At 70.9% G+C, this 24,591-nt stretch carries 24 protein-coding genes, 1 pseudogene and 1 riboswitch; of the genes and pseudogenes, 12 read left to right on the forward strand and 13 right to left on the reverse strand.

The window, feature by feature from the left end:
* Window positions 1–40: 40 nt before the first annotated feature.
* Both AB0L33_RS09070 and AB0L33_RS09075 read left to right on the forward strand, forming a co-directional pair.
* On the forward strand, window positions 41–1,564 hold the full coding sequence (locus AB0L33_RS09070) for a PTS transporter subunit EIIC (protein WP_365679144.1): 1,524 nt from the start codon (window positions 41–43) through the stop codon (window positions 1,562–1,564).
* A 236-nt stretch (window positions 1,565–1,800) separates the two neighbouring features.
* On the forward strand, window positions 1,801–3,459 hold the full coding sequence (locus tag AB0L33_RS09075; protein WP_365679145.1) for a VCBS repeat-containing protein: 1,659 nt from the start codon (window positions 1,801–1,803) through the stop codon (window positions 3,457–3,459).
* Window positions 3,460–3,522: 63 nt separating this feature from the next.
* On the opposite strand, the gene AB0L33_RS09080 is transcribed toward AB0L33_RS09075, so the two are convergent.
* From AB0L33_RS09080 to AB0L33_RS09095, 4 genes are all read right to left on the reverse strand, one after another.
* Window positions 3,523–4,128, reverse strand: a complete 606-nt coding sequence (locus AB0L33_RS09080) for a Uma2 family endonuclease (RefSeq protein ID WP_365679147.1) — start codon at window positions 4,126–4,128, stop codon at window positions 3,523–3,525.
* A 112-nt stretch (window positions 4,129–4,240) separates the two neighbouring features.
* Window positions 4,241–5,062 (reverse strand): inositol monophosphatase family protein, encoded by an 822-nt coding sequence (locus AB0L33_RS09085; protein WP_365679149.1) that lies wholly within the window; start codon window positions 5,060–5,062, stop codon window positions 4,241–4,243.
* Window positions 5,063–5,137: 75 nt separating this feature from the next.
* On the reverse strand, window positions 5,138–5,377 hold the full coding sequence (locus AB0L33_RS09090) for a hypothetical protein (RefSeq protein WP_365679151.1): 240 nt from the start codon (window positions 5,375–5,377) through the stop codon (window positions 5,138–5,140).
* Window positions 5,374–5,610 (reverse strand): hypothetical protein, encoded by a 237-nt coding sequence (locus tag AB0L33_RS09095; RefSeq protein WP_365679153.1) that lies wholly within the window; start codon window positions 5,608–5,610, stop codon window positions 5,374–5,376. Before AB0L33_RS09095 ends, AB0L33_RS09090 begins: the two co-directional genes overlap by 4 nt.
* Window positions 5,611–5,722: 112 nt before the next feature.
* Between AB0L33_RS09095 and AB0L33_RS09100 the strand changes: the two genes are divergently transcribed.
* The 3 genes from AB0L33_RS09100 (at window position 5,723) to AB0L33_RS09110 (ending at window position 7,808) form a co-directional block, all read left to right on the forward strand.
* Window positions 5,723–6,565, forward strand: a complete 843-nt coding sequence (locus tag AB0L33_RS09100) for a helix-turn-helix transcriptional regulator (protein ID WP_365679155.1) — start codon at window positions 5,723–5,725, stop codon at window positions 6,563–6,565.
* On the forward strand, window positions 6,546–6,812 hold the full coding sequence (locus AB0L33_RS09105; protein ID WP_365679157.1) for a DUF397 domain-containing protein: 267 nt from the start codon (window positions 6,546–6,548) through the stop codon (window positions 6,810–6,812). The genes AB0L33_RS09100 and AB0L33_RS09105 overlap by 20 nt, the downstream gene beginning before the upstream one ends.
* Before the next feature lie 84 nt (window positions 6,813–6,896).
* A complete protein-coding gene (locus tag AB0L33_RS09110; RefSeq protein WP_365679159.1) occupies window positions 6,897–7,808 on the forward strand; it encodes an erythromycin esterase family protein in 912 nt (303 codons plus the stop codon).
* Between the two features lie 15 nt (window positions 7,809–7,823).
* Here the strand turns inward: AB0L33_RS09110 and hemC are convergent, their stop codons facing one another.
* Window positions 7,824–8,756 (reverse strand): hydroxymethylbilane synthase, encoded by a 933-nt coding sequence (gene hemC, locus AB0L33_RS09115; RefSeq protein ID WP_365679161.1) that lies wholly within the window; start codon window positions 8,754–8,756, stop codon window positions 7,824–7,826.
* Window positions 8,757–9,046: 290 nt separating this feature from the next.
* Here hemC and AB0L33_RS09120 point away from each other — a divergent pair.
* Window positions 9,047–9,887, forward strand: a pseudogene (locus AB0L33_RS09120) (hypothetical protein).
* Between the two features lie 4 nt (window positions 9,888–9,891).
* Here the strand turns inward: AB0L33_RS09120 and AB0L33_RS09125 are convergent.
* Window positions 9,892–10,908: a PP2C family protein-serine/threonine phosphatase gene (locus tag AB0L33_RS09125; protein ID WP_365679440.1), complete on the reverse strand. Its 1,017-nt coding sequence runs from the start codon at window positions 10,906–10,908 to the stop codon at window positions 9,892–9,894.
* Between the two features lie 252 nt (window positions 10,909–11,160).
* Between AB0L33_RS09125 and AB0L33_RS09130 the strand changes: the two genes are divergently transcribed.
* A complete protein-coding gene (locus AB0L33_RS09130; protein WP_365679163.1) occupies window positions 11,161–11,403 on the forward strand; it encodes a type II toxin-antitoxin system VapB family antitoxin in 243 nt (80 codons plus the stop codon).
* A complete protein-coding gene (locus tag AB0L33_RS09135; protein ID WP_365679165.1) occupies window positions 11,403–11,822 on the forward strand; it encodes a PIN domain nuclease in 420 nt (139 codons plus the stop codon). Before AB0L33_RS09130 ends, AB0L33_RS09135 begins: the two co-directional genes overlap by 1 nt.
* Before the next feature lie 9 nt (window positions 11,823–11,831).
* Here AB0L33_RS09135 and AB0L33_RS09140 read toward each other — a convergent pair whose 3' ends face one another.
* Complete coding sequence (locus tag AB0L33_RS09140; protein WP_365679167.1) at window positions 11,832–12,464, reverse strand: 1,4-alpha-glucan branching protein; 633 nt, start codon at window positions 12,462–12,464, stop codon at window positions 11,832–11,834.
* Window positions 12,465–12,549: 85 nt separating this feature from the next.
* Between AB0L33_RS09140 and AB0L33_RS09145 the strand changes: the two genes are divergently transcribed.
* Window positions 12,550–13,245 carry a VOC family protein gene (locus tag AB0L33_RS09145; RefSeq protein ID WP_365679169.1) on the forward strand — a complete coding sequence of 232 codons (696 nt, stop codon included), beginning with the start codon at window positions 12,550–12,552 and terminating at the stop codon, window positions 13,243–13,245.
* Between the two features lie 10 nt (window positions 13,246–13,255).
* On the opposite strand, the gene AB0L33_RS09150 is transcribed toward AB0L33_RS09145, so the two are convergent.
* The gene (locus tag AB0L33_RS09150) at window positions 13,256–15,316 is read right to left on the reverse strand and encodes a glycosyl hydrolase family 28-related protein (protein WP_365679171.1); all 2,061 of its coding nucleotides are present in this window, start codon (window positions 15,314–15,316) and stop codon (window positions 13,256–13,258) included.
* A 373-nt stretch (window positions 15,317–15,689) separates the two neighbouring features.
* On the opposite strand from AB0L33_RS09150, the gene AB0L33_RS09155 reads away from it, so the two are divergent.
* Complete coding sequence (locus AB0L33_RS09155) at window positions 15,690–16,610, forward strand: SGNH/GDSL hydrolase family protein (protein WP_365679173.1); 921 nt, start codon at window positions 15,690–15,692, stop codon at window positions 16,608–16,610.
* 3 nt (window positions 16,611–16,613) lie between these two features.
* Here the strand turns inward: AB0L33_RS09155 and AB0L33_RS09160 are convergent, their stop codons facing one another.
* Window positions 16,614–18,299: a CocE/NonD family hydrolase gene (locus AB0L33_RS09160; protein ID WP_365679175.1), complete on the reverse strand. Its 1,686-nt coding sequence runs from the start codon at window positions 18,297–18,299 to the stop codon at window positions 16,614–16,616.
* Between the two features lie 95 nt (window positions 18,300–18,394).
* On the opposite strand from AB0L33_RS09160, the gene AB0L33_RS09165 reads away from it, so the two are divergent.
* The gene (locus tag AB0L33_RS09165; protein ID WP_365679177.1) at window positions 18,395–19,105 is read left to right on the forward strand and encodes a TetR/AcrR family transcriptional regulator; all 711 of its coding nucleotides are present in this window, start codon (window positions 18,395–18,397) and stop codon (window positions 19,103–19,105) included.
* Between the two features lie 93 nt (window positions 19,106–19,198).
* On the opposite strand, the gene groL is transcribed toward AB0L33_RS09165, so the two are convergent.
* The 4 genes from groL to thrC all read right to left on the reverse strand — a co-directional run bounded on the left by groL (window position 19,199) and on the right by thrC (window position 23,301).
* Window positions 19,199–20,821, reverse strand: a complete 1,623-nt coding sequence (gene groL / locus AB0L33_RS09170) for a chaperonin GroEL (RefSeq protein ID WP_136201462.1) — start codon at window positions 20,819–20,821, stop codon at window positions 19,199–19,201.
* Window positions 20,822–21,139: 318 nt separating this feature from the next.
* Window positions 21,140–21,346 (reverse strand): cold-shock protein, encoded by a 207-nt coding sequence (locus tag AB0L33_RS09175; RefSeq protein ID WP_003967346.1) that lies wholly within the window; start codon window positions 21,344–21,346, stop codon window positions 21,140–21,142.
* 355 nt (window positions 21,347–21,701) lie between these two features.
* Window positions 21,702–21,980, reverse strand: a complete 279-nt coding sequence (locus AB0L33_RS09180) for a MoaD/ThiS family protein (protein ID WP_136320208.1) — start codon at window positions 21,978–21,980, stop codon at window positions 21,702–21,704.
* 28 nt (window positions 21,981–22,008) lie between these two features.
* Window positions 22,009–23,301 (reverse strand): threonine synthase, encoded by a 1,293-nt coding sequence (thrC, locus tag AB0L33_RS09185; RefSeq protein ID WP_365679180.1) that lies wholly within the window; start codon window positions 23,299–23,301, stop codon window positions 22,009–22,011.
* Between the two features lie 17 nt (window positions 23,302–23,318).
* Window positions 23,319–23,445: riboswitch (SAM riboswitch) on the reverse strand.
* Between the two features lie 158 nt (window positions 23,446–23,603).
* On the opposite strand from thrC, the gene AB0L33_RS09190 reads away from it, so the two are divergent.
* Window positions 23,604–24,542: a glucosyl-3-phosphoglycerate synthase gene (locus AB0L33_RS09190; RefSeq protein WP_365679182.1), complete on the forward strand. Its 939-nt coding sequence runs from the start codon at window positions 23,604–23,606 to the stop codon at window positions 24,540–24,542.
* Window positions 24,543–24,591 lie beyond the last annotated feature (49 nt).

The raw sequence follows: 24,591 nt of genomic DNA on the forward strand, positions 1-24,591 counted from the left end.
CCCCGCACCACCTCCCCCGCACAGCAAGGCACCACGCACCATGGCTACAGAAGACAAGAACCGCGCCACTGCCGCCGCGATCCTTCCGCTCGTCGGTGGCGCCGCGAACGTCAGCTCCATCGCCCACTGCATGACCCGGCTACGGCTCGGTCTGCACGACCGTTCGCTCGTCCAGGACGACGCGCTGAAGGCCGTCCCCGCGGTCATGGGCGTGGTCGAGGACGACACGTACCAGATCGTCCTCGGTCCCGGTACGGTCGCCCGCGTCACGCCGGAGTTCGAGAAGCTGGTCGAGGAGGGCAGGGCGCAGGCCCCGGCCTCCCCGGCCCCCGCCCCGGCCGACGCCGCCCCGCTCACGGCGGAGGAGCTGGCCGCGCAGGGCGCCGCGATGAAGGCGGCCCGCAAGGCGAAGAACGCGACGCCGTTCAAGCTGTTCCTGCGCAAGATCGCCAACATCTTCGTGCCGTTGATCCCGGCCCTGATCGGCTGCGGCATCATCGCCGGGCTCAACGGCCTGCTGGTCAACCTCGAATGGCTGCCCTCGGTCACCCCGGCGCTCGCCGCGATGGCCTCCGGCTTCATGGCCCTGATCGCGGTCTTCGTCGGCTACAACACCGCGAAGGAGTTCGGCGGCACGCCGATCCTCGGCGGTGCGGTCGCGGCGATCATCGTCTTCCCGGGCGTCGCGAACATCGAGGCGTTCGGCCAGAAGCTCTCCCCCGGTCAGGGCGGCGTCCTCGGCGCCCTGGGCGCGGCGGTCCTCGCGGTGTACGTGGAGAAGTGGTGCCGCCGCTGGGTGCCGGAGGCGCTGGACGTGCTGGTCACACCGACGCTGACGGTCCTGATCTCCGGCCTGGTCACGATCTTCGGCCTGATGTACGTGGCGGGTGAGGTCTCCACCGCGATCGGCGACTTCGCGGACTGGCTGCTGTCCAACGGCGGCGCGGGCGCGGGTCTGATCCTGGGCGGCTTCTTCCTCCCGCTGGTCATGCTCGGCCTGCACCAGGCGCTGATCCCGATCCACACGACGCTGATCGAGCAGCAGGGCTACACGGTCCTCCTCCCGATCCTGGCCATGGCCGGTGCGGGCCAGGTCGGCGCGGCCATCGCCACGTACTTCCGCCTCCCGCGCAACGAGTCGATCCGCAAGACCATCAAGTCCGCCCTGCCCGCCGGATTCCTGGGCGTCGGCGAGCCCCTGATCTACGGCGTCTCGCTCCCGCTCGGCCGCCCCTTCATCACGGCCTGCGTGGGCGGTGCCTTCGGCGGCGCGTTCGTCGGCTTCTTCAACCAGCTGGGCGACGCGGTCGGCTCGACCGCGATCGGCCCGTCCGGCTGGGCCCTGTTCCCCCTGCTCGACGGCAACCACGGCTTGGGCGCCACGATCGCGATCTACGCGGGCGGCCTGATCGTCGGCTACCTCGCGGGCTTCCTGGCGACGTACTTCTTCGGCTTCAGCAAGGAGCTCCTGGCGGAGTTCAACGTGAGCCAGGAGGAGGCCCCGACAGCGGCCCCGGACCCGGCCACGCCTTCCGAAACGGCGAAGGCGCCGGCAGCGGTCTGAGACACGCGCGGAACGGAGCGGCGGCCCCCTTCACCAAGGGGTGCCGTCGCTTCGTCGTCACGGCTCAGTTCTTGCCGGTATCGAGGGAGGTGGCTGAAAATTCGCACCAGGGATGTCCGGAAGTCGCCCCCTCCAATGAACGCCATCGCGGGTCGATGTGAACACCAGCTGATTCAAGCCTGAATCACTCCCGTCCCGCTGGTGACAGCCATACGCGGAGAATCCCTGGGGGGACATTGTCTTCCGCTACACCCGGCCGTCTCTGTCTCGCACGCGCGAGGCGCGCGAGACAGATCTCGGCCTGCACCGCACTCGTTCTTTCCGCCGGCACGCTGCTGGCTGCTCCGGCCTCGGCCGACGACGCCTCCAAGGGCTCCGGCGGCCCGGAGGTACCGGCCATTACGAAACCGCGCCTGGACCTGAACGGCAACGGCGACAACGACCTCATCTACCGAGGCGTGGACGGCGTCCTGTACGTCAAGGCGGGGGGGTTCACCCCCGACTACCCGTTCCGGATCCCCGCCACCGACGAGCGGGAGATGCACAAGGACATCATCCCGCTGGGCGACCTCGACAACAACGGCCCGCCCGCGCTCGTCACGCTGTCCGCGACCGGCACGCTCACGCTGTACCCGAGCGCGGGCGAGGAGAGCGCCTCCCCCGCCACATGGTCCGGTGACGGCTGGCAGAAGTACAACAAGGTCCTTTCCCCGGGCGACCTGACCGGTGACGGCCGCAACGACCTGATCGCGCGCACGCCATCCGGCGACGTCTACCTCCACGCGTCCACCGGCGCCATCAAGGGCGAACCCTTCGCGCCCGCGGTCAAGGTGGCCTCCGGCTGGGATGCGTACGACCAGATCGTCGGCCTCAACGACAGCAACGGTGACGGGTTCGGCGATGTCGTCACCCGCACCAGGGGCGGCGACCTGTACTTCTTCGCGGGCACCGGCGACGCGGCGAAGCCCTTCAAGACGCCCACCAAGAGAATCGGCTACGGCTTCGGCATCTACAACCAGCTCGTGGGTGTCGACGACCTCAACGGAGACGGCCACGGCGACCTCATGGGCCGCAAGCCGAACGGCGACACGTACATCTACCGGTCCACCGGTCAGGGCAGCTTCCGCACGCGCGTCGCCGACACCTTCGGCTGGCAGAAGGCCGCCCTGTTCGTCGGCCAGGGCGGCAACCCCGACTTCGGCAAGCACGAGACCGTGGGCACCACCGACAACGGCAGTGCGTGGTGGTACGACTCCAGGAACAACGGACAGTTCTACCCCCGCACGTTCTACTACACCGCCCAGTCCGGGCTGACGAGGCTCGTCTCCTCCCTCGACGCCGACGGCCGGGCCGAACTGCTCCAAGTCCAGGACGGCCGGCTGACCATCGGCAACCACTCCTTCGGCAGCGGCTGGGGCGGCTACGACGATCTCATCGGGCCGGGCGACCTGAGCGGTGACGGCAAGGGCGACCTGCTGGCCCGCGACGCCAAGGGCGACCTGTACCTGTATCCGGGCAACGGCCTCACCGAGTTCGGTGCCAAGGTCAAGGTCGGCTACGGCTACGGCACGTACCGCCACATCGTCGGCGCCGGCGACCTCACCGATGACGGCAGGACCGATGTGGTGGCCGTCGCCAAGGACGGCACGCTGTACCTGTACGAGGGCACGGGCAAGGCTTCCTCGCCGCTGAAGGCGCGCGTGAAGATCGGCTACGGCTTCGACATCTACTCCAAGTTCGCCGCGCCCGGCGACATCAACGGGGACGGCAGGGCCGACCTGATCGGCGTCAACGGCTACGGCGACCTGTACCGCTACACGTCCACCGGGACCGGCACGATCAGCAAGCGCATACAGATCGGCTACGGCTTCGACATCTACAACGGCCTGTACTGATCACCACACCGACCAGGGCGGCGGCCCCCTCGGGTGAGGGGCGCCGCCGCTTTGCCGTACGCCTCAGACCGGAAAGCCGTCCGTGGGCAGCGTGACGTCGAACGGCGCGGGAAGCGCGAGCGGCTTACCGAACGGCACCGCGTCGGAGTGCTTGTACGTGCCGTGCTCGCCCGGCTCCGTGAACAGGGTGGCCACGGCGCCCCGGGTGTCGAACCGGTCGATCAGCAGGTACATCGGCACCCCGGCCCGGGCATAGGCCCGGTACTTCTTCGTACGGTCCTCGCGGGCGTTGCCCTTCGAGGTGATCTCCACGACGAGGAGGGCTTCGGAGGCGTCCATGGGGGCGCTGACATCGGGGTCGGCGGCGTCGATCAGCTCGGACGGCATGACCACGAGATCGGGGACGTAGAGCTTGTCGAGCGGGGCGACGTGCACGCCCAGCGTCTGGTAGATCTCCAGTTCGTCCGGCAGATTCCCGTAAAGACAGCGCTGCACCTTGGCTGCGATCCCGTTGTGATGTGCATGCGGCGGCGGTACCAAGACGATCTGCCCTTCGTCGATCTCGGCGCGCCATCCCTCGGGCACGTCCAGTTCCTGCCAAGTGCGCAGGAGGTAGTCCCACTGGCGGCCTTCAGGGTCCTGCTGGGGTTCGACCATCGCGGCGGTCATCGCGGGTCCCTTCTTCTGAAGCCTGTCCGGGGAGCGTAGATCGACGGTTTCACGGCGCGAGGCCGCTTTCCTCAGCGTCCCACGTTCGTGTGGGCGGCGCACCGAGCGCCGCTCACCGCTGCCGCTGAACCAACCCCAGCAGCACCCCATGCGTCTCCCGGTCCGCAGCCACGATCAGCCCGCCCGCGCCCCGGTCCACCGGCTGCCCGTCGATCCCCGTCACCACGCAGCCCGCCGCCTCGCACAGCGCGATGCCCGCCGCGAAGTGGACGCTGTCCAGGCGCAGGCCGGGCCCGCCGTCCGTGACGTACGCGGCCCGGCGCCCCGCCGCCACCCACGCGACGGCCACCGTGCTGGAGACGACGCGCGGGCGGAACCCCGCGACGAACTCCGGGGCCGCCATGAGCTCCACCGCCCGGAACTCCGGGGCGTGCGGGAACGGCGGGTCAAGGTTCAGGTCCACCAGCCGGGACCCCGCCGAGGGTATGAGGCGGTCGTCCCGTCCCTCCGTCCCCCGGACCCACGCCCCCGCCCCGTCCGTCCAGAACACCTCGCCGCTGAACGGATCGGCGGAGGCAGCCGCCACGATGCGGGAGGACGAGGCGTCCCGGAGCGCGACGTTCACCGCGACCAGCATGTTTCCCACGGCGTAGTTGAGCGTCCCGCACAGCGGGTCCACCAGCCACCGGCGCCCCGCCCCAGCCGCCCCGGTGGCCCCGCTCTCCTCACCCGTCACCGCGTCATCCGGCCGGGCCGCGCGCAGCACGTCGAGGACGGCCTCCTCCGCCGCGATGTCGGCGGCCGTGGCGAAGTCACCGCCGCCCTTGTCGTACCGCGTCAACGAGGCCCCGTACATCTCGCGTACGACGGCCGCCCCGGCGGACGCGGCCCGAAGGGCCACGCGCGCATCGCTCTCCATGTCCATGGTCACCATCTCCGCAGGCTAACGGTCACTCAGGGAGGGCCCGGCAACGGATCAGCGCGCACCGCAGTCCCGCGGAGGGCACCGTCATCGCGGCAACTGCCCCTCCCGGTTGATCTCCGTCACCCGTGCCCGCAGCACCGCCCCGGGCGTCGCCTGCCGTACGGAGTCGGCGGGGCAGTCCCACACCACCCCGCCGCCCGGCGGCCGCAGCCGCACGTACGGCCCGACGCGTCCCAGCACCCGGCCGATCCGCCCGTCCCGCACGTCCACCGCGAAGGACCCCGGCTCCGGCGTACAAGCCTCCAGGCCCTCCCCGCCCGTCATGACGCCGCCGCCTTCTCCTCCAGCACCCGGCTGAGCTGCTGCGCCGCCGCGAGGTTGCAACGCCCCAGGTCCACCAGGACCGCCGGGTCGTCGCCCGCACACGAGGCCGCGTCGATCCTCAGCGAGGGCAGCTTCACCCCGGCCCTCGTGAAGCGCTCCTTCAGCAACGCCACCAACTCCTCGGCCTCCCGAATCTTCGCCACTGCCGCCCTGCGCCGTTCCGTAGTCGTCATGATCCATTCCTTCCACACTGAGTAACGACGATGCATACCCAGAGTGGTGATTCTCTCGCTAGCCTGGAAGAGGCGCAGCCCAACAACCGCACGTGTGTAACAGGGAGTTGTCATGCCAGGTCCCAAGAAACTCGATCCCGCCTCCTCTCCTCGCGCCCTCCTGGGCGCCGAACTCCGCCACCGAAGAGAGCGCGCGGACCTCTCCCAGGTCGACCTGGGCGAACTGCTGTACGTCAGCGGCTCCTTCATCGGCCAGTTGGAGGACGGCAGCCGCCGGATGCAGATGGACCAGGCGCTCAAGCTTGACGACGTCCTGAACGCGGACGGCTTCTTCAAGCGCAACTGCGCGGCCTTGAAGAAGTCGAAGTACCCGGATCACTTCGCGGAGGCGGCTGAGGCGGAGGCCCGCGCGACGGAGATCAAGGAGTACGCGCCGCAGCTCATCCCCGGCCTGTTTCAGACGGAGGCGTACGCGCAGGCAGTGTTCAGGAGCGGGCTCCCCACAGCCGCCGAAAGCACGATCGAGGAACTGGTAGCCGCTCGTCTCGAACGAACTCAGATCCTCACCGATCCAACTACGCCGTTGTTGTGGGCCGTGTTGGACGAAGCGGTGTTACGTCGACGAGTGGGCGGCCCGGACGTCATGGCAGCGGCGCTCCGCCACATCGCGGGCCTGATGAGACGGCACCGGGTCATCGTGCAGGTACTGCCGTTCTCAGCGGGTGCCCACACGGCCATCGAGGGCTCGCTCAAGCTCATGGCATTCTCCGACGCACCGCCGCTCGCGTACCTACAAGCCCTGGGCACAGGGCAGTTGCAGGACGATCCGGCAACGGTCAGGCAGTACGAACTGACCTACGATCTGGCCGTGGCCAGCGCGCTCTCACCGGCAGCGTCCCTGGCGTTGATCGAGTCGGTGGCGGAGGATTACGAGCATGAGGCACAACAGTTCTAACTACGACCTTTCCACAGCTACTTGGCAGAAGTCCTCCTACAGTGACGCCAGCGGCGGCAACTGCGTGGAGGTCGCCACCTGGCGCAAGTCCACGTACAGCGGCCCCAGCGGGGGCGACTGCCTCGAAGTCCTCGACGGCGTCCCGAACGCGGTCCCCGTCCGCGACTCCAAGGTGACCGACGGCCCGGCCGTCGTCTTCGCAACGACCGCCTGGCAGCAGTTCGTCACCGACCTCAAGCGCGCCTGACGCGACGAGAGCCGGTACCACCGAGGGACCCGGTGGTACCGGCCCCTTGACCTCAACCTCGCTTGAGGCCGGACGATCTCGTCCATGCAGACAGCTACGGACTGGATCAGCAAGAACGCCCACGCGCTCACCGCGAGGAAGCCCGACGAGCCGTTGGACGACCTCCGGCCGCTCGCCCCGCTGGTGCGCGACGCGAAGATCGTGGCGCTGGGGGCCTCGACCCGGCAGACCCGCGAGCTGTCGGAGACGGCGCACCGGATCGTGCGCCTGCTGGTGGAGGAGGAGGGGTTCCGGAGCGTCGTCCTGGAGGGCGACGATCCCGGCAGGCTCGGCCTGGCGGCGTACGTCGCCACCGGCAAGGGTGACCCGGCGGCCATGCTGGCGGAGGCGCGGGCGTTCTGGCGGACCGCCGAAATCCTCGAACTCGTACGGTGGATGCGGGCGTACAACGAACGCCACCCGGACGACCCGGTACGTCTCGCGGAGCCCCCGGCCGCACAGGCGAGCACCCTGGCGGAAGCGGAACGCGCACTCGCCGACGGGGCGGCCTGGTGGCAGCGGCACACGGGAGACAAGGTCGTCTACTGGGGCGGCATGGCGCACACCGCGATCGGCACCCCGCGCACCGTGTCCACGTCCCCCACCGAGCCCCCGCAAACGCACCGGAACATGGGTGGCTACCTGCGCGAGGGCTACGGCCCGGCCTTCCGCTCCATCGGCCTCACGATGCCCATGCCCACCCCGAACCCGGCCTTCGTGGACACCGTCCTGAGCGAGGCCGCCGGGACCGGGACCGCCTACTTCCTGGACCTGACCCTCCCCCGCCCCGAGCCGGTGCGCCGCGTCCTGGACGCCCCGACCCGCACCCGCCTGATCGGCCCGACGTACGACCCTCAGCACGACGAGGCCCACCACATGTCCGGCGCCGCCCTCACCACCTGGTTCGACGCGGTCGTCCACACCCAGAAGCTGACGCCGTCCCGCCCGCTGCCTTAGGGCCTGCCCCGCCACTCAGTGCGCGATGCCGTCGATCAGCTCGCGCGCCCCCTGTCGGAGCAGCGCGACGGCGACGGACGTGCCGAGTGTGGCCGGGTCCAGGCGGCCCGCCCACTCGTGGGCGTTGAGGACGGTCTTGCCGTCCGGCGAGAACACGCGGGCCCGGAGCGACAGTTCGCCGTTGCCCTCCACCCGGGCGAACCCGGCGATCGGGCTGTTGCAGTGCCCCTGGAGCACGTGCAGCAGCATCCGCTCGGCCTGCGTCTCCCGGTACGCGTCGGGGTCGCCGAGCGGGCTGATGGTGTCGATCAGCTCGGCGTCGCCCTCGCGGCACTGCAGCGCGAGGACCCCCGCTCCGATCGGCGGAGTCATCGTCTCGGTCGACAGGACCTCGGTGATGACGTCGGTCCGCCCGATCCGCTCCAGCCCGGCGACGGCCAGCAGCAACGCATCCGCATCGCCCGCTTCGAGCTTCGTCAGACGGCTGTTCGCGTTGCCCCGGATGGGAACGCACTGAAGGTGCGGATGCGAGGCGGCGAGCTGCGCCACCCGGCGCACGGACGAGGTCCCGACCCGGGTCCCGGCCGGGAGCGCGTCAAGGGTGAGCCCGCCGGGGTGGACGAGGGCGTCCCGGATGTCGTCGCGCTTCAGGAAGGCCGCAAAGGCCGTACCGGCCGGAAGGGGCCGGTCCGCCGGAATGTCCTTGACGCAGTGCACGGCAAGATCGGCCTCCCCTGCGAGCAGGGCGGCGTCCACCTCCTTGGTGAACGCTCCCTTCCCCTCGACCTCGCTGAGGTCGCCCATCCACTTGTCACCGGTCGTCTTCACCGGGAGGACGGCGGTCTCGATCCCGGGATGGACGACGGCCAGCTCGGCCCGGACCCGCTCGACCTGAGCGAGAGCCATCGGGGAATCACGGGAAACGATGCGAATCAGATCAACCGGCATAGGGGAACGGTAGACCCGCGGACGCGGCACTTCCATCTCCCACGATGCCCTGTTCCCGGGGCTCAAGCCCCGAGTTCCGAGCGCTCTTTGAGCGGAATGGTTGGGAGGTCCTGTACCCGCCCACCCGCCCCCGTTACCCGCAAGGGTTCACTTTTCGCGACCGAGTTGCGACGGACGGTAGGCACGCTTTAGCTTCAGCGAGGACACAGACCTTGAAGTCGGCCCCCGCCGGTGTGGCAACACCGCCAGGGGCCTGACCACCTCGATCGAAGGCTGACGGAGACGATCAGATGGCTGACGAGCAGTCTAGTAGCGCGCCCCTCCCGCACCACCCGATGGCGAACCCCGGATACGGCAAACGTTCCGCCCCGGAGCAACGCCCCCCGCACGGGCCAGGACTTCACGCACCTCCATCCGCGCGACGCGGCCATCGCCGCGTACATCGACGGGCTGTGCGACGGCGCCGACATCTCCGTGAAGGCGCTCGCGAAGGCCCTCCCGTACGGGCAGTGCGCGGTCCGCACGTCGCTGAACCGCCTCCAGGAGGCGGGGCACCTGCGGCGCGGCAGCGAGTGCGTGGCGAGCGGGGAGAACCTGCTGTGGGTGACCCGGACGTTCTTCTCCCGCACGGCGCGGGACGACACCTGGTGGGCGGGGTTCAGCCGGGGCGACGCCCCCAAGGAGACCCAACGGGAAACGCGCTCGCGGGCGTTCATCCTGCTTGCCGCCCTGGGCCGCCAGGCCCCCGTGCTGTCGCTGTCGCACCGGGAGTGCGTGGCGCTCGAACCGCAGGCGTCGGAGTGGCTGCGCAGGGGGGCGACGGAGTCCGAAGTCCTCCGGGCCCTCACCACCGGACTCCCGGACGTGATCCACCACCCGGCGGCGTTCGTCGCCAAACGCCTCCAGACGAAACTTCCCCCGGCCCGCGACCCCCACCCGGTCCTGCGCACCCTGGAATGCAGCGAGTGCCGCGCCCCGGGCTCCCCGGAAGCCCTCCCGGGCGGCAAGTGCCGGGCCTGCGCGGGCAGGCCCGTCCGCGACACCCCGGCCCTCCCCGCCCAGCAGGTCCGGGCCCGGGCCCGAGCCGTACGAGCGGGCCTGATCCCCAGGTCGGACCGCCCCAAGCGCTGACCGCTCAGGCGGAGCCCCGGAACTCCACCAGGAGCAGCGCCGAGTCGTCGTCGGGCGGGGCGCCGGTGAAGGCGGCGACGTCGGCGCGTACGAGACGGAGGACGTCCTCGGGCTCGTCCGCCGTCAACAGCGGGGTGACGCGCTCGCGGACGGGATAGAAGCGGCCCTCGTCGTCGCGGGCCTCGCTCAGGCCGTCGGTGTAGAAGAACAGCCGGTCGCCGACGTGCAGGGTGGCCCGGGTGACGCTGTCGCGGAGGCCGGCGGGGCCCGTCAGCACCGTGAGCCCGAACGGCGGGCCCGGCTCGCCCGACGCGACGGCCACGACCTCGCCGTCGCGCGTGCGGAGGAGGGGCGGCGGATGGCCGTGGTTGTGCACGAGGAGTCCGCCGTCCCGGCCGATCTCCGCGAGGATCGCCGTCACGAAACGCCCGCCGTCGGTCCTGCGCTCCAGGGCCGCTTCGATGCGCCCGCCGACATCGGACAGTTCCCCGGCCCCCGGGGCGGCCTCCCGGAAGGCCGTGAGGACGACCGAGGCACAGCGGACGGTCTCCAGGCCCTTTCCCTGGACGTCCCCGACGACCACACGCACGCCGCCGGAGCACTCCTCCACGTCGTACAGGTCCCCGCCGATGCGGGTGGCGCGCCCGGCGGAGACGTACGAGGTCCCGAGCCGGACCGGCCCGATCGCCGGGGGGACCGGGGTGAACAGCACGTCCTCCAGCGTGCGGGCCACGTCCCGTACGTCGACGAGCCGCCGCTCGACCTTGAGGCGCGCCCAGGCCGCGTAGGCGGAGGCGAGAGTCACGTACGCGATGGCGAACAGAGCGACCCACATGCGCAGGTGCCCGAAGCGGTCGGCCTTCCACGCGAACACCAGGCACAGAAGGACGGCCAGGCCGCCCATCGCGGCGACGTCGCGCACGGGCCCCCGCGCCGAGGCGATCGCGGGCCCGGCGGCGTACACGGGCAGCAGGTTGTACTGGGGCCCGGTCACCGCGTCCAGGACCGCCGTCCCGAGCATGACCGCCAACGGCAACCCTCGCGGCGACCCGACCACCCGCCCCCAGCGCCTGCCCACTGCCCACCTCCGCGCCACTCGACCCGCCCCAGAATGCCATGAAAGGGATGAAACGGACCTCTGGCGAACGGCGGGTCCAGACTGGAGGATCACCCCGGCGAGGGCGCCGGGGCGGCGCTCGACGGCAGAAACGATATCGCTTGATGGAGCACAGTGATATCGTTTCGTGTGCGGACCGAAGCGAGGAGCATGGACATGGCCAGGACCGTCATCGATCTGAACGAGGCCATGGTCGCCGAGGCCATGCGCATATTCGGCACGAAGACGAAGGCGCAGGCCGTGCGCCTCGCCATGGAGGACGCGGTCAAACGCCACCTGCGCCAGGAAGGCTTCGACGCCATGGACGCGGGTGACTTCGACTTCAGCGAGATCATCGAGAGCACCGGCCCGCGCAACACCGACGGAAGCCTCAAGCGCGGCGGCGGCCGGGCCGCCTGATGCAGGACCGCTTCCTGATCGACAAGTCCGCACTGGCCCGCTGGACCAAACCGGCTGTCAAGCAGGTCCTCAAGCCGCTGCACGAGCGGTATCTGCTGGCCGTGTGCCGACCGACCGAGTACGAGATGGTGCACTCCGCCCGGGACGGCTCCGAGGCGACCCGGATCAGCACCTGGCTCCACGCCTTCGACTATCTCCCCGTCACGGACGACGCCTTCGCCCGCGCCCTGGAGGTCCAGCGCCACGCCCTCCACGCCGGCTTCCACCGGGCGCTGTCGCTCCCCGACCTGCTGATCGCCGCGACGGCGGAGCTGAACCGGCTCACGGTCCTGCACTACGACGGCGACTTCGACACGATCGCCTCCCTCACCGGCCAGCCCGCCGAATGGGTCGTCCCCCCGGGCACCGCCGACCGGTGAGCGGCACCGCTACGCCGTGCGCAGCTCCGCGAACACCCCTCGCACCTCCGTGTCCTCCGGCGTACGCCACGGGCCCGACACGTGACCCTGCACGCCCTCCGGGGCGTCCGCGGCGGGGTGCAGGACGCGGTTGACGTGGAGGGTCACGGCCCTCGCCGTCAGCTCCGTGCCCGTGGGGCCGTCCGTGGCCCTGGCCGCCGCGACGCCGGGGGCGACACCGGCCCCGGAATGCGTGATCGTCGCGTCCGGCATGTCGCTGACGCTCTGGGCCTGGGGCTCGACGCGGCCGTCGAGGAGGGCGAAGAGCTGGGCCACCAGGACCGGGTCGTGGCAGCCGTCGTACACCCAGCGCTTCCCGAGCACGCCGTGCGTGGTCATGCCGACGAACGCGTCCTCCGCGCCGTCGAGCGCGGCGCCCCGGTAGGTGAGCGGCACGAAGTACGGCACCGGCTCGGCGCCCGAGGTGTCCGTGACCACCATGAACTCGATGCCCACCTCGCCCCGCGGGTCGTCCAGCCGGAAGCCGCCGGACTTCACGAGGGACGGGCGCGTGGGACCTACGTACCAGGGGCGGGTCGGAAGCCAGGCGGTGAGCAGTTCGAGCTTGGTCGGCGACAGGGTGGTGCGGTGGATGACGGCCATGCCGAAGGTCTCCCGTGGGTCGCGTGGACGGCTGGTTGCCCTGCGCGCGGAGGGCGTTGTCGGACCCCCGCGCTACCTTGAGCCTATGACCTCCGAGGGCGACACCACCGCGCGCATCAGGCCGCAGCAGTTCCACGAGACCGCCGGTCTCGACGACTGGCGCGTCGTCGGCGAGGGCGCGTGCGCCCACTTCCGCACCGGCGGATCGTTCGCGGCCGGTACGCGCTTCGCGCACGCCATCGGCGAGCTGCCGGCCCTCGGCGACGACCACCCGGACATCGACGTGCGACGGGACGGCGTGACCGTGCGGCTGATCGCGCTCACCGATGAGTACTTCGGCATGACCAGCCGTCACATCGAGGCGGCCCGGCGGATATCCGAGGCGGCCCGGGCTCTCGGCCTGACCGCCGACCCGTCCTTCATCCAGACCGTGCAGGTCACCGTCGACGCCCTCGACGGCCCCGCCGTGGTCGCGTTCTGGCGCGCCCTGCTCGGCTACGAGCACCGCGCCGGAAGCCCCGAGGACCTGGTCGACCCGCGCCGCCGCGGCGCCCCCTTCTACTTCCAGCGGATGGACACCCCGCGCCCCCAGCGCAACCGCGTCCACGTCGACGTATGGGTGCCGCACGACCAGGCCGAGGCCCGCATCGCCGCGGCCCTGGCCGCCGGGGGCCGGCTGCTGAACGACGCGGACGCCCCGCACAACTGGGTCCTCGCCGACCCCGAGGGCAACGAGGCGTGCATAGGGGTGGCCGGCCCGCCCGGACCGGCCACCGACTAGCGCCCGCGCCTCACCAGCCGGACGGCGCCGGGGGCGGGACCACCTCCGGGCGGTCGTCGCAGGTGAGCGTGTTGGGCAGCAGCCACGGCGCGAGCCAGCCGCCGTCGTTGCCGCCCAGGTCCGTCAGGCCGAACTCCGACCCGCTCGACCCGAAGTTGAACGAGCCGCAGTTGTTGACGCCCACGGCGCCCACGTTGCGCGCGTCCACGTTCTCGAAGGTGGCCCCGCCCGCCGCGCGGGCGCTCAGCACCGAGGTGCCCGTGCCGTCGACGCGAAGGTCCTTGAAGTGGATGTTCTCGATGACGTACTGGTCCTTCACCGCCCAGTCCGAGACCAGCATGACCGCGTTGTACGTGCTGTCCAGGAAGTCGTTCCCGGTGACCCGGATGTCGGCGCCGTCGATGCTCCGGTCCAGCGCGAACACCCACAGCGCGCCGAGCCCGATCTTCCAGTTGAGCTCGAACGTGCCCGCGCGAACGGTGGTGTTCCGGGCCAGATCCACCTTCCCGGCGAAGGGCTCGGCGCCGAAGCGGGCCCCGAGGTGCAGGGCGCTGCCCTCGCGGACCGGGTCGGCGACGAGGTTGTCGGAGACGGTGATGTCGGTGCCGCCGTAGATCGCGATGCCGTTGGCCAGGACCGGGGTCTGCACGGTGTTGTGGTCGAAGGTGTTGCGGGCGTTGGTGGTCTTCTCGGCCCACATCGCGAGGCCGTCGTCGCCCGAGTTGCGTACGAAGGTGTTCGTGACGCGGGAATCGGTCACGCCGGTGTGGAAGTTGATGGCGTCCGCGATCTGGTCCACGATCACGGTGTCGGAGACCCGCAGGTTCTTCATCGGGCCGTCGAACCACATGCCGACCTTGGTGTGGCTGATGTGCAGGCCCTCGATGGTCGAATCGCTCATCGCGCCGCCGATCGCGTTGACCTGGTCGGTGTCGATGCGCTCGCGCACGTCGCCCTCGATGGCGAAGCCGGACAGATGCACGTTGCGGCTGCCGCCCTCGGCGGCGGACTTCCCGTAGAAACCGACGCCGGTGTGCGTGGACCCGTCCGCGGCGGGCTCGTCGAGCGCGACCTCGCGGCCCTTGATCTTCGTGTACCAGCTGCCCGCGCCGGTGATCGTGACGTCGTCCACGAGGATGTGCCGGTCCACCCGGTACGTCCCCGGCGGGATGTACACCTTCAGGTGGGTGCGCCGGGCGAAGGAGATCGCCTTCTCGATCGCCCCCGCCGCGTCCCGCCGCCCGGTCGGGTCGGCGCCGAACGCGAGGACGTTGGCGGCGAGGAGCTCGACGTGCGGCAGCCCGACGCGCTCGGAGTCCAGCAGGTCGATCGCCGTCCACGCGGCCCGGCTCCCGGCCGGCACGGTCAGCCGTACGGTGTCGCCCGCGTGGTACGTACGGCCGAGCAGGAGGCGCTGCTCGTCATAGAAGTGGCTGGGCCGGAACGGCTTGTCCACGACCGGGGCGGGCGTCGTCGCCGCGGGGACGCAGGAGCACTCGGTGATCCACCAGTCGGGGTGGAGGAGCCCGGCGCCCGGGTCGTTGGAGAACGGGTACTGGTTGTACAGCCAGGAGTACTGCGAGGTCAGCGTCATCGTGGACCGCTTGGAGCCGTTCACCGAGACGTCCAGCGGGGCCGTGATCCCGCCGCCGCCCGGCGCGTCCGGAATGCTGTAGCGGACGGTGATCGCGTTGGCGGCCGCGGGCAGCGTGAACTCCACGTGCTGCCCCGGCGCCAGCTTGACCGCCCTGCGCCCCGACGCCTCGGACGGCAGCGTGTACGCGTTCCGGTCCGGGCCGATGACCGTGCCGTTCGTGACCGCGTTCTCGGCCTCCTGCTCGGCGAAGGCGACCTGCGCGCCCCGCCCCCGCACCAGGGCGGGGTCGAGGGCAGCGCGGGTGACGACCGGCCCCGGGGCGGTGGCGGGGCGGGGTGCGGCGAGCGCGGGGGCTCCGGCCAGCACCCCGAACCCGAGGGCGGCCGCGGTCACCGAGGCGACCGTGGACGCGTACAGCCCGGCCCGGCGCGGTCTTCGCACCGCCGCCGCGTCGGCGGCGAACTTCCGTGACATCGCATGCCCGTTTCTCTGAGTTCTGGGGTCAACGGCCGTGCGCGCGTGGGGAGTCGCCGCCGTCCTGAGTGAGCCGACAGTAGGGCGGAGACCCACCCACCCACAAGCTCCATGCAGTCATTTTTCCGAACAGGTGCAGAGCAAGTGCGTTGCACTGTCCTTTTTTTGCGCAAGATCCGCAAGGACTCTTTGGCACCCGCGCCTGTTCGGACCTTGTCCGTCCGATCACTGGTCTCACGGCCTACTGGCCGGTATACAGGCGAGGTTGGGTCCGCCGGGCACGAGCCGCCGAGCGGCCGGGCGCCTCTGACGCCCCGTGCGCCCCGGTCGTCGCCGCCCGTCCGGACCATCGGATTCTCTGGGGAGGGCATTGATGATCCACCGCACGCGTCCGGGCGGGACCGTAACCAAGCGCCGCACCGCCATCGCGCTGGCCGCGCTCAGCAGTTGCGCGCTCACGGCAGGCTTCACCGGCACGGCCTCGGCCGCGCCGGGGGGCGCGCACGGATCACCCCGCACCTCCTACGTGGCGCTGGGCGACTCCTACACGTCCGGCCCGCTGATACCCACGCAGGTCGACGCCAACTGCGCCCGCTCCGACCAGAACTACCCGTCGATCACCGCCCGCGAGCGCCACGTCGCCTCGTTCACCGACGTGAGCTGCGGTGGTGCGACGACCGCCGAGATGTGGCAGGCGCAAGGCACCAACGGACCACAGCTCGACGCCGTGAAGAAGGACACGGACCTCGTGACCCTGCAGATCGGCGGCAACGACGTCGGCTTCGGCTCCATCATCGGCACCTGCGCGGCCCTCAGCGCCAAGGACCTCACCGGCAACCCCTGCCAGCAGCACTACGGGGCCAAGGGCTACGACGAGTTGACGGCGAAGATCCTCCAGACGGCCCCCAAGGTCGCCCGCGTACTGCGCGAGGTGCACAAGAAGGCCCCCCACGCGCGCGTGGTCGTCGTCGGCTACCCGGACCTCCTTCCCGAGGACGGCACCGGCTGTTACCCCCAGGTGCCGTTCGCCGCGAAGGACTTCCCGTACCTGCGGGACACGGAGAAGCGCCTCAACCTGATGCTGCGCGCGGTAGCCCTGCTGAACCGGGCCGACTACGTCGACACGTACGGGCCGACGGTGGGCCACGACATGTGCAAGGCCCCCGCCGACCGGTGGATCGAACCGCTGAGCCCCGCGTCGCCCGCCGCTCCGGCCCACCCCAACGCGAAGGGCGAGGAGGTCATGGCCCAGGCGCTCCTGAAGACCCTCGGCAAGGGGCCCGGACGGCACTGACCCCTACGCGGCCGGCCCCACCGCCAGCGTCAGCTCCGAGTCCGCGTGCACCGTCACCCGTACGGGCACGAAATCCGTCGCCTCGGTCCGGGACTCCCCCGTGCCCGGGTTCAGCGCGTAGCGCGGGTGCGGGGCGGGGCCGATCTGCCAGCGGACACGGTGGCCCGGGGCGAAGCGGTGGGCGGCCGGGGTCATCGGGACCGTGACGCGGACCGGGTCCGTGCCCGTGGTGCGGACCCGGGCCAGGCCGTCGCAGACGTTGACCGACCGGCCCTCGGGGTCCACGTCGCACAGCCGGACGAACACCTCGCCGTGGCCCGTGTCCGTGGCGGCGCTGATCCGGGCGGAGACCGGACCGAGGACGGTGAGCGGTCCGGCCAGGGCGGGACCGGTGAAGGTGAGGACGTCCGCGCGCGCCTCCACCGACGCGTTGTCCCGCGCACCCGCCGTACGGGAGAGCAGCGCGCCGCCCAGCGTGGGGACCGGGTCGTCCGGGTCGTGGCGGAAGGAGCCGACGGGAGCGGCGTCCGTGGGCGCCTCGCGGGTGAGGTGGCCGTCGGCGGTCGGATACCAGGAGGCCGTGGACGCCTCCGGGGGCCACGCGTCCAGGTCCCGGACGCCCGCCTCCGCACCGCCCACGTGCACGCGGACCGGCGTCGGGCGCAGACCGGACCGGTCGTCGCACAGGTGGGCCCGGAGCCAGGCCAGGGACTCGGTGAACACCTCGGCCCAGCCCGCCTGGAGCGCCGAGGTGTGGGTCCACGGGCCGACGAGCAGGGACGCCTCGCCGCCCGCCCGGCGCAGCCGCCCGTACTGCGCGAAGGTCTGGTCCACGAGGGCGTCGTGCCATCCGGTGACGAGGGCGGCGGGCACGGCCGCCCGGTCCGCCGCCCCGGCCAGGGACGCGCCCGCCCAGTACGGGTCGTCCGCGTCCGGGTGGGCCATCACCTCGTCCAGCCAGGGGATCTCGCCGCCGAGCGCGTCCGCGTACGCCCCGCGCAGCGGACGCGCGGTGACGGCGGAGCGCACCCGGCGCCGGAGGCGCAGGGTCGCCCGGATGAACGCGCCCATGCCCCGGTGCTGGTAGGTCATTCCGACGCCCACGGCGAGCGCGGTCTCCAGATCGGGGACGCCGTCGGTGTGGAAGAGGGCGTACGGATCGTGCAGCCCCACCTGCACCACCATGGCCTTCAGCTCCGGCGGCGGGTCGAGGGCCAGCGCCCACTGGACGTACCCGAGATAGCTGGGACCCACGGTGCCGAGGCGCCCGTCGAACCAGGGCTGTTCGCGCAGCCAGGCGACCGCCGCGAGGCCGTCGGCGGGCTCGTTGCGCCAGAGGTGGAAGCCGCCGCCCGAGCCGCCCGTGCCCCGGCAGCTCTGCAGGACCACATGGAAGCCCTGCTCGGCGAAGAGGATGCCGTACTGCGGGGACCACGGCACTCCCCGCCCGTACGGCGTACGGACCAGGAGGGTCGGGAAGTCGCCCTCGGCGCGCGGGAAGTAGTGGTCGGTGACCAGCGGGCTGCCGTCGGCGGCGGGCACCGCCAGGCCGCGCTCGACGCCCACCTGGTGGAGTGCGGCGGGCAGACCGCGCCAGGAGGCGCGCATCAGCCGGGAGGCGAGCGGGGGCTTCGTGGACGACGGCGTCCACGCGCCCCGCGGGCGGGCGTCGTGCGTCGGTCGGGTCATCTTCGCCTCCATCGACTCTATTCCCGTACTAAGTACGAGAATACTGGATGCTTGGATGGACCGCGGAGGGGACCCGGTTGAGAGAGGCTGAGCACGTGACCCGCACCGAAGGTGCCGGAGGCATCGATCCGCGCGATCTCTGGCGGGAGCAGGACCGGCCCCGACGCGGACGCAGACCCGCCTTCAGCCGCGAGGCGATCACGGCCGCCGCCGTCGCCGTCGCGGACGCCGAGGGAATCGACGCGGTCACCATGCGGCGGGTCGCCGCCGAGGTGGGCGCCGGGGTCATGTCGCTGTACAGCTACGCCCCCGACAAGGAGACGCTGCTCGACCTGATGATCGACCACGTCTCCGGCGAGCTGCCCACGTCAGGCCCGCTCACCGGCGACTGGCGCGCCGATCTCAAGACCATCGGCCGCCACCAGCGCGCGAACATGCTCCGCCACCCCTGGCTGCCCGCCGCCGTGCAGGCCCGCCGCACCCTGGGCCCCCGCACCCTCGCCTTCGTGGAGCACGCCCTGGCCGCCCTGCGGCCCATCGGGCTCGACGGGGCGGCCCGGCTGGAGATCTTCGCCCAGCTCACGTCCTTCGTGGCGGCCCACGTGGCCTACGAGGTCGGCCAGGCCCGGGCGGCCCGCGAGCCCGGCCGGGCCGCCGCCGAGGCGCTGTATCTGGCCGAGGTCGCGGCGGACGGCCATCACCCGGAGCTCGCGGACGCGCTGGCGACGGCCGGGCGGCCGGTCACCCCGGACGCCATGTTCGACCGCTTCCTCACCCGCCTCGTGGACGGCCTCGACGCGGGCTGAGCCCGTGCGCGTACGCACAACGACACCGGCCCCCGGGGACGAATCCCCGGGGGCCGGTGCCCTGGTACTGCTGGAACTGCCGATCCGTCAGGATCAGAAGTCCATGTCACCGCCCGGCATGCCGCCCGGAGCGGCCGCCGCGGCCTTCTCCGGCTTGTCGGCGATGACGGCCTCGGTGGTGAGGAACAGCGCGGCGATGGACGCGGCGTTCTGCAGGGCGGAGCGCGTGACCTTCGCCGGGTCGAGGATGCCCTCGGCGATCATGTCGACGTACTCGCCGGTCGCGGCGTTCAGGCCGTGACCGATCGGCAGGTTGCGCACCTTCTCGACGACGACGCCGCCCTCGAGACCACCGTTGACGGCGATCTGCTTGAGCGGGGCCTCCAGGGCGAGCTTCACGGCGTTGGCGCCGGTCGCCTCGTCACCCGAGAGCTCCAGCTTCTCGAAGACGGCCGAGGCCTGGAGCAGAGCCACGCCACCACCGGCGACGATGCCCTCCTCGACGGCGGCCTTGGCGTTGCGCACCGCGTCCTCGATGCGGTGCTTGCGCTCCTTGAGCTCGACCTCGGTGGCGGCACCGGCCTTGATGACGGCCACGCCGCCGGCCAGCTTCGCCAGGCGCTCCTGGAGCTTCTCGCGGTCGTAGTCCGAGTCGGAGTTCTCGATCTCGGCACGGATCTGGTTGACGCGGCCCTGGACCTGGTCGCTGTCACCGGCGCCGTCGACGATCGTCGTCTCGTCCTTGGTGATGACGACCTTGCGGGCGCGGCCGAGCAGGTCGAGACCGGCGTTCTCCAGCTTGAGGCCGACCTCCTCGGAGATGACGGTGCCGCCCGTGAGGATGGCGATGTCACCGAGCATGGCCTTGCGGCGGTCGCCGAAGCCCGGGGCCTTGACGGCGACGGACTTGAAGGTGCCGCGGATCTTGTTGACGACCAGGGTCGACAGGGCCTCGCCCTCGACGTCCTCGGCGATGATCAGCAGCGGCTTGCCGGACTGCATGACCTTCTCCAGCAGCGGAAGGAGGTCCTTCACGTTGCTGACCTTGGAGTTGACGATCAGGATGTACGGGTCGTCCAGGGACGACTCCATGCGCTCCATGTCGGTGGCGAAGTACGCCGAGATGTAGCCCTTGTCGAAGCGCATGCCCTCGGTGAGCTCCAGCTCCAGACCGAAGGTCTGGGACTCCTCGACGGTGATGACGCCTTCCTTGCCGACCTTGTCCATGGCCTCGGCGATGAGCTCGCCGATCTGGGTGTCGGCGGCGGAGATGGAGGCGGTCGAAGCGATCTGCTCCTTGGTCTCCACGTCCTTGGCCTGCTCCAGGAGGGCGGCGGAGACGGCCTCGACGGCCTTCTCGATGCCCCGCTTGAGAGCCATCGGGTTCGCACCCGCGGCCACGTTGCGCAGGCCCTCGCGGACGAGCGCCTGGGCGAGAACGGTGGCGGTGGTCGTACCGTCGCCGGCGACGTCGTCCGTCTTCTTGGCGACCTCCTTGACCAGCTCCGCACCGATCTTCTCGTACGGGTCCTCCAGCTCGATCTCCTTGGCGATGGACACACCATCGTTGGTGATCGTGGGGGCGCCCCACTTCTTCTCGAGGACGACGTTGCGACCCTTGGGGCCAAGGGTGACCTTGACGGCGTCGGCGAGCTGGTTCATGCCGCGCTCGAGACCGCGCCGGGCCTCCTCGTCGAACGCGATGATCTTGGCCATGTGAAGTGGTCCTCCCGGACAGGGGTGGATTGCTCCGGACCGAGTGGCGCCCGCGACGGACGGCCTGCGTGCCCTGCGGTTCCTTCCCCGCCTGGCGTGCGGGCCTCACCGGCCCGGTCCAAATTCTGTCACTCTCACCTGGAGAGTGCTAAGCCAATGATTAGCACTCGACCCCCTCGAGTGCAAGCGCCTCATGCCGGAGTGTGGACAACCTCCGGACGCCCCCGGGCGGCCCCCGGACACGACGAAGGGCCCGTACCCCCTGGGTACGGGCCCTTCGTGCGTGCGTGGCGTCGCGGCCGACGTGCCGTGCCGGGCTCAGCCGACGGCGAGCTTGACCATGTCCGCCTGCGGCCCCTTCTGGCCCTGCGAGATTTCGAACTCGACCCGCTGACCTTCTTCGAGGGTGCGGTACCCGTCCATCTGGATCGCGCTGTAGTGGACGAATACATCCGCACCACCGTCGACCGCGATGAAGCCGTACCCCTTCTCCGCGTTGAACCACTTGACGGTGCCCTGAGCCATGCCTAACTCCCCTGTAACGTGTGTGCGCCGAAGCGCGTCGACCGCGGCTGAATGTATCTGCCCAACTGCCCTGTGCGACAGGTCAATCGGACGACAATTCTGCGCAGCACCGATCGCCCGAATATGAGGAATTCATGAGCTTGCGGGGCAAGTCGGGCCCGGCAAAGGTGACTTAAGGCGCAAGAGGTTCAGGCACATTGGCTGCTTCTGATCGTGGCGCGGCGCATTCTCGTATGCGAGGGGCACGGGCAGCGAAGGGGACTTCCCACACTCTACCCCGTTCAACCATGCAGAATTGCCCCCTCCGTTTCTCTCACGGAGGGGGCAATTGCGGTGACGCCACGGAGCCTTGGGCTCAGCAGCCGCCGGCCACGGCGGGGATGATCGAGATGCCGGCGCCGTCCGGGGTGGCCGCGTCGAGGCCGCCTTCAAAGCGCACGTCGTCGTCGTTGACGTACACGTTGACGAAGCGGCGCAGCTTGCCCTGGTCGTCGAGCACGCGGGCGGCGATGCCCGGGTGGTCCTTCTCCAGCGAGGCGATGACCTCGGAGAGGGTCGCGCCCTCGGCCGGGACCTCGGCCTGGCCGCCGGTGTAGGTGCGGAGGATGGTGGGAATGCGGACCTTGACGCTCATGGCGGTGCCTTCCTGAAGTCTCGGGTGGTCAGCTGGTGGCGAGTCCGGCGGCGCGGAAGGCGTCCAGGCTCGGGCGGATCGTGGCGGTCGCCTGCGAGGTGTCGGCCACCGCGTCCAGCGTCTTGAGGCCGTCCCCCGTGTTCAGGACGACGGTGGTGAGCGCCGGGTCGAGCAGGCCGGCCTCGATCAGCTTCTTCGTCACGCCGACCGTCACCCCGCCCGCCGTCTCGGCGAAGATGCCCTCGGTGCGGGCCAGCAGCTTGATCGCGTCCACGACCTGCTCGTCGTCGACGTCCTCGACGGCGCCGCCGGTGCGGCGGGCGATGTCCAGGACGTACGGGCCGTCGGCCGGGTTGCCGATCGCGAGGGACTTGGCGATCGTGTTCGGCTTCTGCGGGCGGACCACGTCGTGGCCGGCCTTGAAGGCGGTGGACACCGGGGAGCAGCCCTCGGCCTGGGCGCCGAAGATCTTGTACGGCTTGTCCTCGACCAGGCCGAGCTTGATCAGCTCCTGGAGGCCCTTGTCGATCTTCGTGAGCTGCGAGCCGGACGCGATCGGGATGACGATCTGGTCGGGCAGCTGCCAGCCGAGCTGCTCGCAGATCTCGTACGCGAGCGTCTTGGAGCCCTCGCCGTAGTACGGGCGCAGGTTCACGTTGACGAAGCCCCAGCCCTCGCCGAGCGGGTCGCCGATGAGCTCGGAGCAGAAGCGGTTGACGTCGTCGTAGTTGCCCTCGATGCCGACCAGCTCACCGCCGTACACCGCGGCCATGACGACCTTGCCCTGCTCCAGGTCGTGCGGGATGAACACGCAGGACCGCAGGCCCGCGCGGGACGCGGCGGCGCCGACCGCACCGGCGAGGTTGCCGGTCGAGGAGCAGGAGAGCGTGGTGAAGCCGAAGGCGCGGGCGGCCTCGACGGCGATGGCGACGACACGGTCCTTGAAGGAGTGCGTCGGGTTGCCGGAGTCGTCCTTGACGTACAGGCCGCCGGTCACACCCAGCTCGCGGGCGAGGTTGTCGGCCTTGACCAGCTTGGTGAAGCCGGGGTTGAGATTGGGCTTGTCGGCCACGTCGGCGGGCACCGGCAGCAGCGGCGCGTAACGCCAGATGTTGTTCGGGCCGGCCTCGATGCGCTTCTTCAGCTCGTCGGGGGAGCCGCTCGGCAGGTCGTACGCCACTTCGAGCGGCCCGAAACAGGACGCACAGGCGAAAATGGGACCGAGCGCGAACCGTTCACCGCACTCGCGGCAGGAAAGGGCCGCGGCGGGACCGAGGTCCACGGAAGATTCGGTGCTTGCTGCGACGGTTTCAACAGCCATGATGGCGAGGCCCTTTCTCCTCATCTTCCTCACGGCGCGTTTCGCCGCGAGACGGAATTGGCACCTTCCCCACCTGACCTCGCGGTCGGCAGGAGGGTTGCCGGGACTTCAACGGGCCGTTCCCTCTGTCCCTCTGGATGAGCGCTGTGGCGACGGATCATGGATCGGATCCGTGCGTTTGTCGGCGGACCGACCCCGGCATGCGATGGCCGTCCGCGTTGTTCAAGACTGTAACCGAAGGACCGGACGGGTGAGACAGGCGTCCGTACCGCGAGATGGATCACATACAGGGAGTATCGACCGTGCTCGAAGAGGTCGAACGCTGGCTGACCAGGCGTTCCTGGTCGGCCGCCGACCACCCGCCGGCGAGCGTGCGGACCGGCGCGAACGGTACGGGCGTGAGCGTCGTTCTACCGGCACTCAACGAGGCCGCGACCGTCGGTGACATCGTCGCGACGATCCGGCGGGAGCTGATGGAGCGCATCCCGCTGGTGGACGAGCTGGTCGTGATCGACTCGGGCTCCACGGACGCCACCGCCGAGGTCGCCCGCCGCGCGGGCGCCCGGGTCGTCCACCGCGACGCCATCCTGCCCCGCCTCCCCGCCGTCCCCGGCAAGGGCGAGGTGCTGTGGCGGTCGCTCCTGGTGACCAGCGGCGACATCCTGTGCTTCATCGACGCGGACCTGAAGGACTTCTCGGCCGACTTCGTCTCCGGCATCGTCGGCCCGCTGCTCGCCCACCCCGAGGTGCAGTTCGTCAAGGCCATGTACGACCGGCCGCTCGGCGAGCTGCCCGGCCAGGGCGGCCGCGTCACCGAGCTGGTGGCCCGGCCCCTGCTGAACCTGCACTGGCCGCTCCTCGCGGGCTTCGTCCAGCCGCTGGGCGGCGAGTACGCCGTCCGCCGCTCGCTCCTGGAGCGGCTGCCGTTCCCGGTCGGTTACGGGGTCGAGCTCGGCCTGCTCGTGGACGCGCTGCACACCGTGGGCCTCGACGCCCTCGCCCAGGTGGACGTCGGCGTCCGCGTCCACCGCCACCAGGACGGCCAGGCGCTCGGCCGGATGGCCGCCGCGATCCACCGCACCGCGCAGGTGCGGCTCTCCCGGGGCCATCTGGTGCGCCCCTCGCTGACCCAGTTCGAACGCGGGCCGGACGGGTTCGTTCCCCGGACCTACCCCGTCGACACCCAGGAGCGGCCGCCCATGTGCGAGATCGAGGAGTACGTGGCGCGCCGCGCGGCCTGATCACGACCCGAGGCCGTCCGACTTCGTACGTTTGGGCGGATCGGGTTCG

Origin of the sequence: Streptomyces sp. NPDC052299, from assembly GCF_040679335.1 — a bacterium.
Lineage (GTDB): Bacteria > Actinomycetota > Actinomycetes > Streptomycetales > Streptomycetaceae > Streptomyces.

What these genes read in the sequence shown, in the direction of transcription:
- AB0L33_RS09135 (WP_365679165.1), top strand. Translation starts at nt 11,403, where the DNA reads ATGCAGGACCGCTTCCTGATCGACAAGTCCGCACTGGCCCGCTGGACC.
- AB0L33_RS09160 (WP_365679175.1), bottom strand. Translation starts at nt 18,299, where the DNA reads ATGACCCGACCGACGCACGACGCCCGCCCGCGGGGCGCGTGGACGCCG.
- AB0L33_RS09180 (WP_136320208.1), bottom strand. Translation starts at nt 21,980, where the DNA reads ATGAGCGTCAAGGTCCGCATTCCCACCATCCTCCGCACCTACACCGGC.
- thrC (WP_365679180.1), bottom strand. Translation starts at nt 23,301, where the DNA reads ATGGCTGTTGAAACCGTCGCAGCAAGCACCGAATCTTCCGTGGACCTC.
- AB0L33_RS09100 (WP_365679155.1), top strand. Translation starts at nt 5,723, where the DNA reads ATGCCAGGTCCCAAGAAACTCGATCCCGCCTCCTCTCCTCGCGCCCTC.
- AB0L33_RS09150 (WP_365679171.1), bottom strand. Translation starts at nt 15,316, where the DNA reads ATGTCACGGAAGTTCGCCGCCGACGCGGCGGCGGTGCGAAGACCGCGC.
- groL (WP_136201462.1), bottom strand. Translation starts at nt 20,821, where the DNA reads ATGGCCAAGATCATCGCGTTCGACGAGGAGGCCCGGCGCGGTCTCGAG.
- AB0L33_RS09155 (WP_365679173.1), top strand. Translation starts at nt 15,690, where the DNA reads ATGATCCACCGCACGCGTCCGGGCGGGACCGTAACCAAGCGCCGCACC.
- AB0L33_RS09140 (WP_365679167.1), bottom strand. Translation starts at nt 12,464, where the DNA reads ATGGCCGTCATCCACCGCACCACCCTGTCGCCGACCAAGCTCGAACTG.
- AB0L33_RS09070 (WP_365679144.1), top strand. Translation starts at nt 41, where the DNA reads ATGGCTACAGAAGACAAGAACCGCGCCACTGCCGCCGCGATCCTTCCG.
- AB0L33_RS09095 (WP_365679153.1), bottom strand. Translation starts at nt 5,610, where the DNA reads ATGACGACTACGGAACGGCGCAGGGCGGCAGTGGCGAAGATTCGGGAG.
- AB0L33_RS09175 (WP_003967346.1), bottom strand. Translation starts at nt 21,346, where the DNA reads ATGGCTCAGGGCACCGTCAAGTGGTTCAACGCGGAGAAGGGGTACGGC.
- AB0L33_RS09090 (WP_365679151.1), bottom strand. Translation starts at nt 5,377, where the DNA reads ATGACGGGCGGGGAGGGCCTGGAGGCTTGTACGCCGGAGCCGGGGTCC.
- AB0L33_RS09145 (WP_365679169.1), top strand. Translation starts at nt 12,550, where the DNA reads ATGACCTCCGAGGGCGACACCACCGCGCGCATCAGGCCGCAGCAGTTC.
- AB0L33_RS09105 (WP_365679157.1), top strand. Translation starts at nt 6,546, where the DNA reads ATGAGGCACAACAGTTCTAACTACGACCTTTCCACAGCTACTTGGCAG.
- AB0L33_RS09080 (WP_365679147.1), bottom strand. Translation starts at nt 4,128, where the DNA reads ATGACCGCCGCGATGGTCGAACCCCAGCAGGACCCTGAAGGCCGCCAG.
- AB0L33_RS09125 (WP_365679440.1), bottom strand. Translation starts at nt 10,908, where the DNA reads ATGCTCGGGACGGCGGTCCTGGACGCGGTGACCGGGCCCCAGTACAAC.
- hemC (WP_365679161.1), bottom strand. Translation starts at nt 8,756, where the DNA reads ATGCCGGTTGATCTGATTCGCATCGTTTCCCGTGATTCCCCGATGGCT.
- AB0L33_RS09110 (WP_365679159.1), top strand. Translation starts at nt 6,897, where the DNA reads ATGCAGACAGCTACGGACTGGATCAGCAAGAACGCCCACGCGCTCACC.
- AB0L33_RS09130 (WP_365679163.1), top strand. Translation starts at nt 11,161, where the DNA reads ATGGCCAGGACCGTCATCGATCTGAACGAGGCCATGGTCGCCGAGGCC.
- AB0L33_RS09085 (WP_365679149.1), bottom strand. Translation starts at nt 5,062, where the DNA reads ATGGTGACCATGGACATGGAGAGCGATGCGCGCGTGGCCCTTCGGGCC.